The sequence below is a fragment of the Oceanobacillus halophilus genome, from assembly GCF_003628505.1.
GTDB lineage: Bacteria > Bacillota > Bacilli > Bacillales > Amphibacillaceae > Oceanobacillus > Oceanobacillus halophilus.
Genome location: NZ_RBZP01000017.1, coordinates 22,747 through 37,401, shown reverse-complemented (window position 1 = coordinate 37,401; position 14,655 = coordinate 22,747). Strand labels below are relative to the sequence as shown.

Sequence of the window (14,655 nt, the reverse complement as noted above, 5' to 3'; positions counted from 1 at the left end):
TGTAAGCGGATTGTATTTATTTTGAAATGAGTTTTTGGGGGAGGTAAACAAAAAAAGCAATCCACACTAACTCTAGTGCAGATTGCTCTTATTCAAAGACACATTTGGTTATTTTGATTCGTGGGAATTGATACAGAATACGACGTAACTCGAAGCGATGATTGTCACGCTTCTTGATTTCTGCTTCAGCAATAGCCCATTAAATAAGGGAAGTTAAAAAGGAAATTCATCCCCAACTTGATATGAATCCTCTAATACATAAATTCCTTTTTCTTTAGGAGCGTTTGGTAACCCTAATTCTTTTTGCGAACAAATCATGCCATTGGACGGTACACCACGGAGTTCGGTTGGCTTAATTTTCATCCCACTTGGCATAGTAGCTCCTACTTTTGCTACAACTACTTTCTGGTCTCTGTCTACATTTGGTGCACCACATACAATTTGTAAGGGCTTTTCTTCCCCAACATCTACCCTGCAGACACTCAATTTATCAGCATTTTCATGTTGTTCTTTACTAACTACATAACCAACGACAAATTTAGCAGATAGATCAACATCAAGTTTATCATCTATACCATTCTCTAAAAAGAGATTTTTAATCTCTGCTAATAGATCTTCCGTTAATTTAATCCCACCAGTATCCTTCAATTTAAAATGTCTCGAAGCGTTAAAAATGTTATAGCCTAACAACTGCCCTTCATTCGATACAATACGAACTATATCTCCTATTTTCTCATGTTTTACTTCATAACGATTTCCTTCTTCAATTGGCACGATCAACACATCGCCTATACCATTTGGATTATAGAATACATCCATTTCGTTCATCCTTCCTTACTATTTCTCTGGTCGATTTTTTGCAAGAATGAAGATAGGTTCCAATTTCTTGTTATCGTATATAAAAGGAAGTGATGTAATTGGAATCCTTCCATCTGCAAAAAACTTCATCGTCATTTGTGCTAAGATGTCATACCCAGTATTATTTTGAACATCGGCTACTATTAGTACATCCTGATGCGGGACAGCAACAGTTAAATCCCCTTTTGCGTTTGCTTTCATCTCCTCTAAGAATACATCATTCAGAATACGGCTCGCATCATAACCATCTTGCGTCGCTATAAAATAGAAGTCATTTCCTGCAACCGTATCCTGCTTTGGTTCTGTAGATAAAGAACGAACGTTAAAACTTGCCATTTCATCAATACGTGCTTTTTCCCAGCCTTCCTTTTCGAGTAATGTCTCATCAATTAATTGATAGGACTTCCCTAGATCTAGAGCATAGAAAATTCTGGTTTCAGCTGTATGATCTTTTGTAACTAATTTTCTTCCTTTAGATTCCGTTGGAAAAGAAGTAGAACGAATAACAGGATAGATATTTCTTTCCATCCCTGTTAAATGATGTTCTTCATTCATAATGCGAAGTGCTTCTGTTACATGCTGTTCCAGGTCATCTATCGCACTTTCCCCCCGCTCATTAAACTTAGCAATGACATTTGGTAAAGAAATAGTCATTCCTTTTTTTGTATCTTTCCACTCAATGCGAAAAGTATCTTTGTCACGGTTAAAGGATGTATGGTAGTTTTCATTAGCTAGCCTCTGTTCCAGTTTCTTTTTCATTTGAAGACTTGTTATTTTCAACTTGAAAGTCCTCCTTCCTGAGGAAACCGGTATAAACCGATTTCTTATTCTATCTATTTATGCAGGTAAACCTTTAATAAAGTTAGTAACTTCTTCTTTCGTTTTGCGGTCCTTACTTACAAAACGGCCTACCTCTTTGCCCTCTTTATAAGCTAAAAAACTAGGAATTCCTAAAATATCATTTTCTACACAAATATCAATAAATTTATCACGGTCCACTTTAATAAATGTATATTCAGGAAATGCTTCTTCGATTTCCGGTAAATCAGGCTCTATAAACCGGCAATCTCCACACCAATCTGCAGAAAACAGAACAATGAGATTTCCTTTGTTAATTAATTCATTATATTGTTGCTCGGATTGTAATTCTTTCATTATTTTCAACTCCCTTTTCTAATTTATCATATCGTTATTTGTCATCCGTTTCAATTTAGAGAACTCAAATAAAAGAATTCAACGATTAAGGCTCTTTTCTATTGTATTGTTACTTTCAGAGTTAAGTTGCACTTTATTATAAGCGGAGATCAACTATGCGCTCTGTTTAGTCGTTCTAGTAAAAGCGCCATAGTTTTCTAGTTATGTCGCACGAACAAAACATGAAAAGAGTCAAGATTAATGATCCATAAAAGCCATATATTTAGCCATTTTCATCATTTCCTCCGTATCGTCTGCCATTTTCCTTTTTGTCGTGTAGGTTGTAATCTTTACTCCGCCAACACCGACTTGTAGTTCATACCCCTCCTCTTCTTTGGGAAGTATTCTTATATATCCAAATTTTTCATTATCTTCAAACGTTTCCAGGATAAGAGTGTTATCCGACTGTGCTGACTCATAATTAAGTTTGCTTTTAGTGTCTTCAATTACATTATAAAATACAAGATATGTCTGGTTTCCATCTTCTAAGATTAGATTATTTTCTTCCTCACTTTGTACATCTAATTGACCAGGTATATATAAAGGTAACCCATTTACTTCCTCGTTTGCTTCAATCTCTGCTTCTAACTCAAATACTGTTCTGGCCATTTCTTTCGCTTCACTAACTGCCTCATCCTCTGTTTTATTGCTGCAACCACTAGCCATGATCATAGATATTAGAAGAACCATAACTAATCTAAGTATCTTTTTCATTTTTTATCCTCCAGTAGTAGTTCTTTTTTACCAATCACTATCTTACTAAAAAAATAGACAATATAGAAATTATAAGCACATTTTGTATACTTGTACGTATTCTCACATGCTGTTTCTTGGAATTTTTTTAAATATTCGTTTATTATTAGGGAGTGAGATGATTAATAAGGAGGAGATAGAATGGAATTAACAGTCTATTTAGCAGGACAAATACACGATAATTGGCGAGAACAAGTGGAAGAGATAGCGAAACAAAAGAATCTTCCTTTAACATTTGTTGCACCCCAAACAAACCATGAGCGATCTGATCATATTGGGGAAGCGATATTAGGAGAACAACCTGGCAAAGTCTATAAAGATGACGCAGCATCTGATATAAATAATTTACGCACGCAAGTTCTTATGCAGAAATCAGATGTAGTCATTGCATTGTTTGGTGAGCAGTACAAACAATGGAATACAGCTATGGATGCCAGTGCTGCGATTACAATGAACAAACCTACTATTATTGTACGCCCAACTTCATTAATTCATCCATTAAAAGAACTTTCCAATAAAGCGAATGTAACTGTAGAAACTGTGGAACAAGCTTTAGATGTTTTAGCATATATCTATGAATAAGAAAAAATAAAAAAAGCTAGAATGGTATTGATGACATTCTAGCTTTTTATCTTTTTAAGGACCTTATTATTCCTTTGACCAATACTCCCATTGGCCTCGTAGCATCTTGACTACATGGCTGAACATTTCTTGTCTGGAAATACGATCTTTTGTAAAAATGCCTATGGCACCTTCTTTTTTTCGAACTTCATCTCGACTTGCATAATGGTCCATAATATCCCCTAATTCAATACCTCGTTGTAATTCTTCATCTATCTCCTTAGGTAGAACAATTCGCGCACCACTTGCCGTGAAAACTTGTTCATCTTCTGTAACAAGTGCACCCCAGTTACATAAATATAATTCATCCTCCACATGCATAACGCCACCTTCTAAACCTATACCAATAGATCCAGAAGAAACATCTTTACACTGTTTTGCACGATTAATTGCCCCTTCTCTTGTTTCTATATCAGAAAAAGGTTGGGCGGAAACTTTTGATGGTACATCTTTCGAGGCAACATCCGCCTCCGGAAAAATTTCTTGAACAGCTTTTATTTTTGTTGGATTCTTAGACCCGACTACTATTTTCATTTTACAAACTCCTTTTTCCAAGGCTCTTTCAAAGAAAACAGAACTCCCCAGCGAACGTATTATGTAATATTTTGCATAGAGTCCTGATATCTTTCATTCAGAATAGTGTTGCTCTCGCTTACACTTATGTTTGATTTGTGCGATTATTCGCTCCGGCAGAATACTTGCGGTTCGCAGGCACGGCCTCAGCCTCCTCGCGGAAAGCGGAGTGTATTTCCGTAGCGGTGTTTACGAATCGCTCCATAAGTTTATTCTTAAGAGTTTCTATCAACTCCGACTTAGTTACGAAGCAACAAATCCACCGAATATAACCTCTTAGAAAAAAACTGCCACCATTATGGTAGCAGTTATAATACATATTATCTAGAACGAATTTGATCTACTGTTGCTTGATCGGTTGATTTAACTAATTTCACCAGTAATTCTTTGGCAGCAGCATAGTCATCAATATGAATAATGGAAGCCGACGTATGGATATAACGTGAACATATACCGATTACCGCACTTGGTACCCCTTCATTAGAAAGATGAATACTCCCTGCATCAGTTCCACCTTGAGAAATGAAATATTGATACGGAATATCATTAGATTCTGCTGTATCCAGTATAAAATCCTTCATTCCCTGGTGCGTAATCATTGTGCGATCAAAAATCCGAAGTAATGCACCTTTTCCTAATTGACCAAATGCTGATTTATCACCAGATGCATCATTAGCAGGAGATGCATCAAGGACATATGCAATGTCAGGTTTGATCATATTTGCCGCAACTTTTGATCCTCTTAGACCAACTTCTTCCTGTACGGTAGCCCCTGAATATAATTCATTCGGAAGTGTTTCTCCTTGCAATTCTTTTAATAACTCAATGGATAGTCCACAGCCATAGCGGTTATCCCATGCTTTTGCCATAATTTTCTTTTCATTAGCCATTGGCTGAAATGGTGTAACAGGCACAATGGAATCTCCTGGTTTCACACCAATTCTCTTAACGTCCTCTCTATCGTCAGCACCGATATCAATCAACATATTTTTAATTTCCATCGGCTTTTTGCGTTGTGCATCGGTTAATAAATGTGGTGGAATAGAACCAATGACACCAATAACAGGGCCATTTGCAGTCATTATTTGCACTCTCTGCGCAAGCATTACCTGGTTCCACCATCCACCTAATGGTTGAAAACGAATCATACCATTATCCGTGATCTGTGTAACCATAAATCCTACTTCATCCATATGCCCAGCAACCATTACTTTTGGTCCTTGACCATGTTTCACTCCAAATACCCCACCAAGGTTATCCTGAATTATTGTATCAGCATATTTTTCTAATTCCTTTTTCATGAACTTCCGAACAGGATGTTCATTCCCAGGCGCCCCTTGCAATTCTGTTAAATTCTTAAATAAAGCCAATGTTTCTTGATTCATTAAATTACCTCCATTTTATATGTACGTTACAAGTATAACGGAAACGAATAATTTTTTTCCAGTATCTGCATTGCGTTTTCAATTTGTTTTAGTATGCGGTATACTAATTAATATAGTAGTTATAAATGATTTACATAAGCATAGTATGATGATCTAGGGAGGCCAATGTATGAAAAAACGCAATATATGTCTTGCAGCTGCAATCGGTTTTGCAGTAGGATATTTAGCAAACCAACAAATACAAACCCGCCAGAAAATTAGTCCAGAAAATGCTCTAAATAATGCAAAAGAAGCGTTTAAGAAATCTGGTCCAATCAGTGGTTCTTGGATTTATATGAAACCTGAGGAAATTGAAAAAAATGGGCTATTGTTTAACGCCTATCGTGGAGGCATCACTCGCAATATCGACGGTGAAAATAAACAATACGAATTCTACGTGGATGTTGAATCAGGCGGAGTCATTTCTGCTGTAGAAACAGCATAGCAATATACTCCTGGAATAATACAAGAAAATGATTAAATAGGGCTGGGACAAAGACGTTTAAAATTCACATCTTCCGTCATTTAATTTTAATTTCACACTTATTTTGACCCAGCCTTATTTCATTTATAATAAACTTCACATCTTATCAATATTCATAACGAACACGTTTTACTTCATCTATTTTCTTTCCAGTATGGTCAAACTTCACAGCACGATAATAAGCATCATGATAGAAGGTATACCACGCTTCTTTACTATATCCGTATTCCATCCAGCTTTCTTTCTCATGGACAGAGGTTACTGGATAATCATCATAAGCCATTGCCCATAATTTATTTTGATGGGCATGTGTCGCCATTAAATCGGCCATGTGTATAAATGAATCCTCTCCATCTTCGAAAACCAAAATAGCGTGTCCATCACTGTGACCACCTGTATAAATCATCCGAAGACCTTTTGCAATCTCTATTTCATCAGCAAACGTTTCAACTTGGTCCTCGATTGGTTGCCAATTGCTTTCCCAATATGTATTTACCGACCGAATATTTGGATTGCGCATTTCATTCCATTCAATAGCAGACGTATAAATCGTTGCATTTCTAAAAACGGTTTTAAATTCGTCTTCGCCAATTTTCTTGGTTAACCCACATGCATGATCAAAGTGAAGGTGTGTCATAAGGACTACATCAATATCTTCCACTGTTAAATTTAACTCACGTAATGATTCTTCCACTGATGATTGTTCTGCCACACCGAAATTTCGAATCTGCTTGTCCGTAAATTTATCTTTTCCTATACCCGACTCGATTAGATAATTCTTCCCATCCAATTGCAATAGAATCGGATCCGTACGTAATTCAATTTGGTTTTTCTCATTATGTGGATAAAACTTGCTCCATAGTGCCTTTGGAACAACCCCAAACATCGCACCACCATCTAAATGAGTTACACCACCATTTAACCATGTCAAACTTGCTCTGCCCACTTTCAGTTTTTCCATAGAAACAACTCCTTTCGTATAAGATTAGTTTAAATTATGTTTGAATTTTCCGCAAACACAAAAGATTCATCTTGAGGGGGACTCACCAGAAGTTAACGGAAAGCGTAGTGTATTTTCCTTTGCGTTAATACTACATAAAAAAAGCTATCCCTCAAAATTATGAAGAATAGCCATTTATGTTATTCGTATTCTTTTTCAAAATGAATCGAGCTTCTTACTGTATGAATTGGTCGAACTAAACTTTCAATTTGTTCCCGTTTGTCTTCGAAAAATGGAGGCAGTGCTAATTTCTCACCAAGTGTTTCGTAAGGCTCGTCATCCATAAAACCTGGCCCATCTGTAGCAAACTCAAATAATATGGAAGGTGCAACTTGAGCGTATAACGATTTAAAGTAAAATCGATCAACTAAACCAGAAGTTTGAAAGCCAAATTTTGCCATACGTTCAATCCAGTGTTCTAATACTGAACGATCTTCCACCCGAAAGGCAGCATGATGTACCGTACCGAAACCTTGACGCGCCTGGGGAAGTATAACATTTTCTTCAACGATTACTCTCGCACCGTTTCCTCCCTCACCAACTTCAAATAAGTGAAGCGAGCCTTTGTTATCAATTTCTTTAAACTGCAATACTTTTTCCATCATATCTTTAAAATAGTCAAAATGTGCAGTACGAACATGTATTGGCCCTAACCCAGTAATGGCATATTCTAATGGAATCGGCCCTTTTTGCCACGGCATACCGGCAGCAACACCATCCAGACCTTCATCAGACACCAGTTGGTATTGTTGCTCATCAAAATCAACAAACGATAAAGACTTCACACCGAATTGTTCTTTAATACCTGTATGTTTCACTTCTAATCGATTAAAGCGTTTCTCCCAATATTCCAACGCCTTATCAGATGGTACTCGAAAAGCAGTTTTATAAATCTCATTCGTACCATGCGTTCCTTTTGGTATACCAGGAAAATCGAAAAAGGTCATATCGGTACCTGGATTCCCCTCGTCATCTGCAAAAAATAGATGGTAGGTTTGTATATCATCCTGATTTACTGTTTTCTTAACTAAACGCATCCCTAAAACATACGTAAAAAACTTGTAGTTTTCTTCAGCACTGCTTGTAATAGCTGTTACGTGGTGCATCCCTTTTAATCCATTCATAAGATTTCCTCCTATATATAAGACCCTATTTATATTTAATTAAAATATCTTGAATTAAGTATAATTTATCATGATTATTATCTTTCTGTCAACACCTTCAACTTTATCGTCGACAAATAATGTTAATCTTCTATTGTTTTTTTAAGATTTAGTTGCGCTATGGCAAACTTTGTCTAACGATTTAATTACATTAATAAAGGAAAATGTTGATGAACGTAGAAAGTAATAAAATAAGGGGTGATGATATGCAAGGAGATATAGAAACAAGCGAGAAAGCATACTCAACAAGTGAAATTGCTTCTATGCTAGACATGGGAGTAACAACGGTAAGAAAATATGCACAGCATCTAGAGAAAGCAGGACATAAGTTTTTTAAGAACAAAAATAATGCAAGATTGTTTGTAGAAAAGGACATTTTGACCATTCGATATTTGAAAGAATTAAGAGAAAAAACAAATATAACCGTTGAACAAGCAACCAAACTTGTTATGGAGAAAGTCGGTAACGGAGGAGATTCACAAGATGCCGCAGCGCGCTCCACCTCACCAGCTATCGTAAAACCTCAGGAAAATAAATCTACTATAACACAAGAGCAGTATGAAGAAATAAAAGAATTAATCCAAAACCAAAATGAGTTGATAAATACATTAATCGAAAGGCTGGACCAACAGCAAGAAGCGATTAATGAATGGTTAAATGAACGTGACAAAGAATTAATGCGTACAATTACAGAGCGATTAGAAACACAAAAACAAATTGCAGCTGCTGAAGACGAAGAAAAATCTAAAGAAAAAAAATCTTTCTTCAGATGGTTATTCGCTAGATAAACAAAGAGTATCTAACACGTTTATTTTCCTTTTTATCGGCTCTTTTTTTGTGCAAAAACGAAATATGAATAAACCTCTCAGATACCTTAGGTCTGTTTACTACTTTTATCGAATCGAGTTCTCTAACAAATCATATTTCCAGTACCTGCTGTAATTTCTCATTGAACAATATCACTTTTATAATAAATACAGATAAATGCCCTTCCATTCCATTTCAACATGAATAAACTGTATTATCTTTTCAAATGGGATGGTGTCATATGAGAATTCCGTTTCTTTTAGCTGGTCCGATAATACGTCGAACAGAACCAACCCAAGTTACAATATGGCTTGCAACCAGTAAGGATGTCCACATAGAAGCTGTTTTATATACTATAGACGCTAAAAAAGAAAAAAATAATAAATATCACCTATTTCATACAAAAACATTCAATAAAACCATTCGTGCGGGAAAGAGAATGTATATCCACCTAATAAAAATTTCTCCAGAAAAATCAAACTTTCCAACGGATCATTTATTGGGGTATAATCTGCTATTCACTAACGGAAACGATATATTTGATTTAGGAGATTTAGATCTGTTATCAAAAAGCAATCCAGATTCGATTGTTTATGATGAGTGGAAATTCCCAACTTTTTACATTCAGGAGAAACTTCCAGCAAATATTCTATATGGTTCTTGTCAGAAACCACATGGCAAAGGAGATAATGCCTTTATAAGCGCTGACTTTACTACACAAGCACACCATTCTGACTTAAAAAAAAGGCCTAGTGCTCTTTTTTTAATGGGCGATCAAATATACGCTGATGATGTTGGCGATCCGGTTTTCCCTGCTATTCAGTGGTGGAGCGATCTATTAATAGGAGAAAATACAGATGCCATAACCGAGATGGAACCATTATTAAAACATGAGCCCTTTCTATCTTCCATCAATAAAGTTCAAAGTCGTCAATATATCATGAGTAATTTTGCGAACTTCACCTCAGGGAACGCAGCAAACCATATGATACGGTTTGGAGAATATGCTGTACTATATTTGCTTACCATGGGACCTTCGCTATGGTTAGCTCACGATTCAATTCCAACCTTCGAGGAGTTGACTGACAATAATAATATTTACTTTATGTACACACAGAAAAACGAAAAAAATTTTCAAAAAGAATTAAAACAGCATAAAAAAAGGTATGAGGAAGAAAAAAGTGAAGTTCTATCCTATTTAAAAACACTAGCACAAACCAGAAGAATTATGGCTAACACCCCAACTTATATGATTTTTGATGACCATGACATAACAGATGATTGGAATATATCATTTGATTGGGCACAAAACGTCTACCAATCATCATTAGGTAAACACACAGTAGCAAACGGTTTATCAGCATACTTGTTATTCCAAGCCTGGGGAAATGATCCAGAGAATTTAGACAAAATGATTGATAAATTATCTCCTCAACTCCCACACTATCTAAGAGAGTGTCGTTTTGAAGAAAACTGGATTCAAAGGATTATTCGATATGAAAGATGGTCATTTGTGGCACCAACTAAGCCGAGAAGCCTCTTTTTAGATATTAGAACAAAACGAAACTACGAACTTCAACCCAAACCAATTCGTGTGATTAATAAAATGGAAGAAGAACAACGAGCAGCACAATTAATTGGAGAGCATGGCTGGAGAATAAACACTACCATCTTAAAGGAAAGTGATTGGCAAAAAGGAGATCGCTTAATTATTGTATCTCCTACACCTTTATACGGAGTTGGAATTATTGAATCGTTTCTTAAACGTTTTGTCTATCCATTACGTATACTCGGGATTCCTGTTCACTATGATCTTGACTTTGAAGCCTGGAAATATAATGAAAAATCATTTAGTAATTTTTTAAATCACATCATAAATTGGCAACTAGATCAATGTATTATACTGTCTGGAGACGTACACTACGCTAGTGCAGTAAAATCCCAAGTCAGCTTAAATGATCAGAAAGAAATGAAAATCCTTCAATTTACCAGCAGTCCAATTCGAAATATGAGTTTTTCAGGCCTGTGGGGAAAACTCTTAAAAATACCAGTATGGCTAAACTCTTTCTCTAGAAAACATAGAACTATTTACAGATCTTGTAATGAACAGTATACGTTTTCAACTAGCAGAAAGGTTTATTCCAGAAACAAAAAATTAAAGTGGCGTGAGGAAATAAACTATCTATCCACGAGTCGTGGATCAGTCATTCTGACAGATAATAATATTGGACTTGTGACAATCGACAATGAAGAAGTTTCTAATAAACTATTACAATTTACTAGGCAGAAAGAGGAAGTTCGTTTTAAGGACTGAGTTAAATAGGTCATGACAGACATCTAATTATAACTGTCGTGACTATTACAATTTAAATCCCATTAGTAAATAATTTCTACCCGATCCACTTGATTACTATGTTCCAAATCATTCTTAGGCAATTTCATTACATCTCCCGATTAGATGAAGCATATATTATAATAAATATAAAGTAATCTTTGTTCACATATTTGACACAATTAATGTAATGGGTTATAATTTATTAATATAATATTTTAAATATTATAATTTTTATGTCGAAAGGATGTTGCTCATGATTCAAGTTAATGTAACTGTTGATTATGATGGCCAGTCTTATCATACTAACGTAATTACAAGCCGTGACACGGAGCATAATCAGATTTTAGAGTTAGCACTAAGTCAAATAAAAAAGCAATTGGAAGAGATAGATGATTAACCTCTATCTTTTTTAATTTTTCCCTCTCTATCCCCCAACAGCTTCCCCTCTTCTCTCCCCTCAATAAATCCTAAAAGGTGTTTTCAATAATTAATATAGTAAATTTTATAAACATTTGCTATTATGGTTTTGATGGTTTATCGGTGGTAATGATGTTGACTAAATACATTTATATTACATGTGAATTTTTTAACAAACCAACTTAAGAATGTTTGTTTTTTAATTGGGAAACATTAATAAGAACTGTTCATTTGCGAACATTCTATATGTTTGGAGGTGTCTCATTTGAAAATGAAAGAACGGAAATGGACTTTAATTATTTTTGTGATTATTTTAATTGCTTATATCCTACCCTATACATTGTTTACGAATGTCACAAAATGGTATGGCAGTTTTTTGTTATGGACAGTTCTAGCACTTATCACTATTATGGTAAATTATTTAATAACAAAGGATTGGGGTAAAGAAGAATGAGTACGTCATTAGTATGGATAGCTATTGCAATCTACGTCATTCTTGCAATAGTCATTGCGGTTATATCTAGAACCGGAAAACAAAATAATATGGTCAGTTATTTTCTAGGCGATCGGAAAATGAACGGTTTTGTGTCTGCATTAAGTTATAGTGCAACTACATACAGTGCCTTTATGCTCGTGGGGCTTGCTGGACTTACATATAATGGTGGGGTTGGTGCGCTTGGTTTTGAACTTATTTACCTGATGGGGGTGTCCTTAGTTGCCTTTTTCGGTCCCAGGTTTTGGAAGGTTGGAAAAAAATTTGGTTATGTTACACCATCGGAAATGCTTGGAGATCGATATCAAAATAAAACAGTAGCTGTCATTATTGCCATCTCCAACTGTATCTTCCTTATCCCATACAGTGCTGTTCAATTATCTGGTGTTGGCTATCTTATACAAGGGGTGACAAACAATGCCATTCCCTTTTCCACCGGTGTTATTATTGCAACAGTTTTAGCGCTTGTCTTCTCATATGTTGCCGGTATACGATCGGTTGTTTGGACAGATTCTTTACAAGCACTATTTATGATAGTCACTTCAACCATTGTAGTCATCATTTTGATTAAAGGTTTAGGTGGATTTACCGGGTTCTTTGGCACATTAGAAACAGATTTCCCCGAGTATTTAACTGTACCAGGAAATGGTTTTTTTAGCTTTTTAAACTTTCTAGGATTAAGTTTACCTTGGTTCTTCTTTAGTTTATCCAACCCACAAGTTAGCCAAAGACTATTTATGCCATCGTCTCTAAAAAGTTTAAAAAATATGTTACTGGGATTTTTAATTTTTGGCTTTGTATATACGATTGTTGCCGTAATATGGGGTTATTCTGCGTTAATGATGTTTCCTAATTTAGACAATGCAGATTTAGCCACTCCGTTGGTACTCCAGTCTGAACTAGTCCCTCCAATATTGGGAGTAATAGTAATGGTTGGTATAATGGCAGCTGCTATTTCCACTATAGATTCTATTCTTCTTACCCTTTCATCCCTATTTGCTAGAGATGTATACGGAAATATGAACAAATCAGCAAGTGATTATACGCAGCTTCGCGTAGGAAAAATAGTTATACCTATAATTGCTGTTTTAGCATTTTTATTTGCACAAATGGAAGTAAACCTAATTGCAGTGCTTTCTGTTTCTTCCTCTGCTGGATTATTAGTTGTAGTACCTGCTATTATAGGAGCTTTCTTTTGGAGAAACGGTACAGCTGCTGGAGTTATTTCCAGTGTCGTAGTGAGTGGAATTATCGTTATTATTATTGAATTTACACAAATAAAACCATTAGGACTCGCTTCTGGTATATGGGGAATTCTCATGTCCACTTTCCTTTATATCACTATCAGCTTATTAACAAAAGCACCCAAAGAAAAAGCAAAAGAATTCCTATCCATATGATTATACAGAAAGCTCCTAAGTAAAGAATTAAAGCTATGGACAAGCCCCCTTTTTTAGGGGGTTTTTATAATGAACTTTCATCTTTTAGACACATCCCATCAATAAAAAGACAAAAAAGTATGTTAAAATAATCACATAACAACATGAAAGGAGGATTCACAGCCCTCCAAGAGTTGGTCTGTGAGAATCTACTATGAAACTTACAATATCTGAAAATGCTAATAACTGGTTTAAAAATGAATTAGAACTTCATCAAGGTGATGCTGTACGGTTTTCTGGCAAACTTTATGGTAAAACAGAGGTACATGACAACTTCTCCGTTGGTTTACGAATTGACCAGCCACAAGATGTATTAGTTGAACAAACTATTGATGGTGTCACTTACTTTATTGAAAAATTTGATGACTGGTTCTTCAATGGTTATGACTTTAACATCGAATATGATAATCAAAATAACGATATCATTTACCGGTTTATAGAAAACTAACTTTTTTTCACCGCTGTTATGCTCATTGTTTCACAAGTACCTGTCACTTCCCGAAATTTGTCAATTCTCAAAGAAGCTTCTTTAATAAGAGGCTTCTTTTTGCACTGAAGCCAATTTTAAAAGTTGCTTAAGTCAATAAGGACACGAAAAGAATTACACGGTTATAATTTCAGCAAAAGCAGCATCTGTTATTTGCTTCAAATCAGCTGGATCCAATTCAACCTGCAGTCCCCTTTTCCCGGCTGATACAACAATCGATTCCATTGTCTCTGCTTTAGAAGAGAGATAGGTTTTATACTGTTTTTTCATCCCTAATGGAGAACAGCCACCACGTATATATCCTGTCGTTTTTTCTAATTCTTTCATAGGTAACATCTCGACTTTTTTGTTCCCACTCACTTTGGCTAGAGCCTTCAGATTTAATTCAGATGAAGACGGGATACATGAAACGATTACTCCAGTTTTATCACCAACTGATACGAGTGTTTTAAAAATTTTATTTAGGGGCTTTCCTACATTTGCAGCAGCTGATTTAGCATCTAGATGGTCCTCGTTCCACTCATATTCGTGAATATTATAACGTATCTTCTCTTTATCCAATAAACGAATTGCATTGGTTTTTATTTTTTTAGATTTCTTCATTTCT

At 35.5% G+C, this 14,655-nt stretch carries 17 protein-coding genes; 8 read left to right on the top strand and 9 right to left on the bottom strand.

The window, feature by feature from the left end; translation table 11 throughout:
- Positions 1 to 213: 213 nt before the first annotated feature.
- The 4 genes from ytpR to D8M06_RS15620 form a co-directional block, all read right to left on the bottom strand.
- Entirely contained in the window at positions 214 to 819 is a 606-nt protein-coding gene (gene ytpR, locus D8M06_RS15635) for a YtpR family tRNA-binding protein (protein ID WP_194074642.1), read from the bottom strand.
- Positions 820 to 837: 18 nt separating this feature from the next.
- Positions 838 to 1,638, bottom strand: a complete 801-nt coding sequence (locus D8M06_RS15630) for a DUF1444 domain-containing protein (protein ID WP_121205537.1) — start codon at positions 1,636 to 1,638, stop codon at positions 838 to 840.
- Positions 1,639 to 1,695: 57 nt separating this feature from the next.
- The gene (locus tag D8M06_RS15625; protein WP_121205536.1) at positions 1,696 to 2,013 is read right to left on the bottom strand and encodes a thioredoxin family protein; all 318 of its coding nucleotides are present in this window, start codon (positions 2,011 to 2,013) and stop codon (positions 1,696 to 1,698) included.
- A 237-nt stretch (positions 2,014 to 2,250) separates the two neighbouring features.
- Positions 2,251 to 2,766, bottom strand: a complete 516-nt coding sequence (locus tag D8M06_RS15620; protein WP_121205535.1) for a hypothetical protein — start codon at positions 2,764 to 2,766, stop codon at positions 2,251 to 2,253.
- A 180-nt stretch (positions 2,767 to 2,946) separates the two neighbouring features.
- Here D8M06_RS15620 and D8M06_RS15615 point away from each other — a divergent pair, with 180 nt between their 5' ends.
- On the top strand, positions 2,947 to 3,387 hold the full coding sequence (locus D8M06_RS15615) for a YtoQ family protein (protein WP_121205534.1): 441 nt from the start codon (positions 2,947 to 2,949) through the stop codon (positions 3,385 to 3,387).
- Between the two features lie 66 nt (positions 3,388 to 3,453).
- Here the strand turns inward: D8M06_RS15615 and D8M06_RS15610 are convergent, their stop codons facing one another.
- Positions 3,454 to 3,960, bottom strand: coding sequence for a DUF84 family protein (locus D8M06_RS15610; protein ID WP_121205533.1), 507 nt, complete (start codon positions 3,958 to 3,960; stop codon positions 3,454 to 3,456).
- A gap of 359 nt (positions 3,961 to 4,319) precedes the next feature.
- On the bottom strand, positions 4,320 to 5,384 hold the full coding sequence (locus tag D8M06_RS15605; protein WP_121205532.1) for a M42 family metallopeptidase: 1,065 nt from the start codon (positions 5,382 to 5,384) through the stop codon (positions 4,320 to 4,322).
- A gap of 169 nt (positions 5,385 to 5,553) precedes the next feature.
- On the opposite strand from D8M06_RS15605, the gene D8M06_RS15600 reads away from it, so the two are divergent.
- Positions 5,554 to 5,868, top strand: a complete 315-nt coding sequence (locus D8M06_RS15600; RefSeq protein ID WP_121205531.1) for a PepSY domain-containing protein — start codon at positions 5,554 to 5,556, stop codon at positions 5,866 to 5,868.
- Between the two features lie 145 nt (positions 5,869 to 6,013).
- Here the strand turns inward: D8M06_RS15600 and D8M06_RS15595 are convergent, their stop codons facing one another.
- Complete coding sequence (locus tag D8M06_RS15595; protein WP_121205530.1) at positions 6,014 to 6,868, bottom strand: YtnP family quorum-quenching lactonase; 855 nt, start codon at positions 6,866 to 6,868, stop codon at positions 6,014 to 6,016.
- 179 nt (positions 6,869 to 7,047) lie between these two features.
- The gene (locus D8M06_RS15590; RefSeq protein WP_121205529.1) at positions 7,048 to 8,031 is read right to left on the bottom strand and encodes a ring-cleaving dioxygenase; all 984 of its coding nucleotides are present in this window, start codon (positions 8,029 to 8,031) and stop codon (positions 7,048 to 7,050) included.
- Positions 8,032 to 8,276: 245 nt separating this feature from the next.
- On the opposite strand from D8M06_RS15590, the gene D8M06_RS15585 reads away from it, so the two are divergent.
- The 6 genes from D8M06_RS15585 to D8M06_RS15560 all read left to right on the top strand — a co-directional run bounded on the left by D8M06_RS15585 (position 8,277) and on the right by D8M06_RS15560 (position 14,009).
- Positions 8,277 to 8,858 (top strand): MerR family transcriptional regulator, encoded by a 582-nt coding sequence (locus D8M06_RS15585; RefSeq protein ID WP_158591802.1) that lies wholly within the window; start codon positions 8,277 to 8,279, stop codon positions 8,856 to 8,858.
- 260 nt (positions 8,859 to 9,118) lie between these two features.
- Complete coding sequence (locus D8M06_RS15580) at positions 9,119 to 11,191, top strand: metallophosphoesterase family protein (protein WP_121205527.1); 2,073 nt, start codon at positions 9,119 to 9,121, stop codon at positions 11,189 to 11,191.
- A gap of 274 nt (positions 11,192 to 11,465) precedes the next feature.
- Entirely contained in the window at positions 11,466 to 11,609 is a 144-nt protein-coding gene (locus tag D8M06_RS15575; RefSeq protein WP_158591801.1) for a BA3454 family stress response protein, read from the top strand.
- Between the two features lie 291 nt (positions 11,610 to 11,900).
- Positions 11,901 to 12,083 carry a hypothetical protein gene (locus tag D8M06_RS15570; RefSeq protein WP_338322990.1) on the top strand — a complete coding sequence of 61 codons (183 nt, stop codon included), beginning with the start codon at positions 11,901 to 11,903 and terminating at the stop codon, positions 12,081 to 12,083.
- A complete protein-coding gene (locus D8M06_RS15565) occupies positions 12,080 to 13,522 on the top strand; it encodes a sodium:solute symporter family protein (RefSeq protein WP_121205524.1) in 1,443 nt (480 codons plus the stop codon). Before D8M06_RS15570 ends, D8M06_RS15565 begins: the two co-directional genes overlap by 4 nt.
- 193 nt (positions 13,523 to 13,715) lie before the next feature.
- Positions 13,716 to 14,009, top strand: a complete 294-nt coding sequence (locus D8M06_RS15560; RefSeq protein WP_121205523.1) for a HesB/YadR/YfhF family protein — start codon at positions 13,716 to 13,718, stop codon at positions 14,007 to 14,009.
- A 153-nt stretch (positions 14,010 to 14,162) separates the two neighbouring features.
- On the opposite strand, the gene ybaK is transcribed toward D8M06_RS15560, so the two are convergent.
- Entirely contained in the window at positions 14,163 to 14,651 is a 489-nt protein-coding gene (gene ybaK / locus D8M06_RS15555) for a Cys-tRNA(Pro) deacylase (RefSeq protein ID WP_121205522.1), read from the bottom strand.
- Between the last annotated feature and the right edge of the window lie 4 nt (positions 14,652 to 14,655).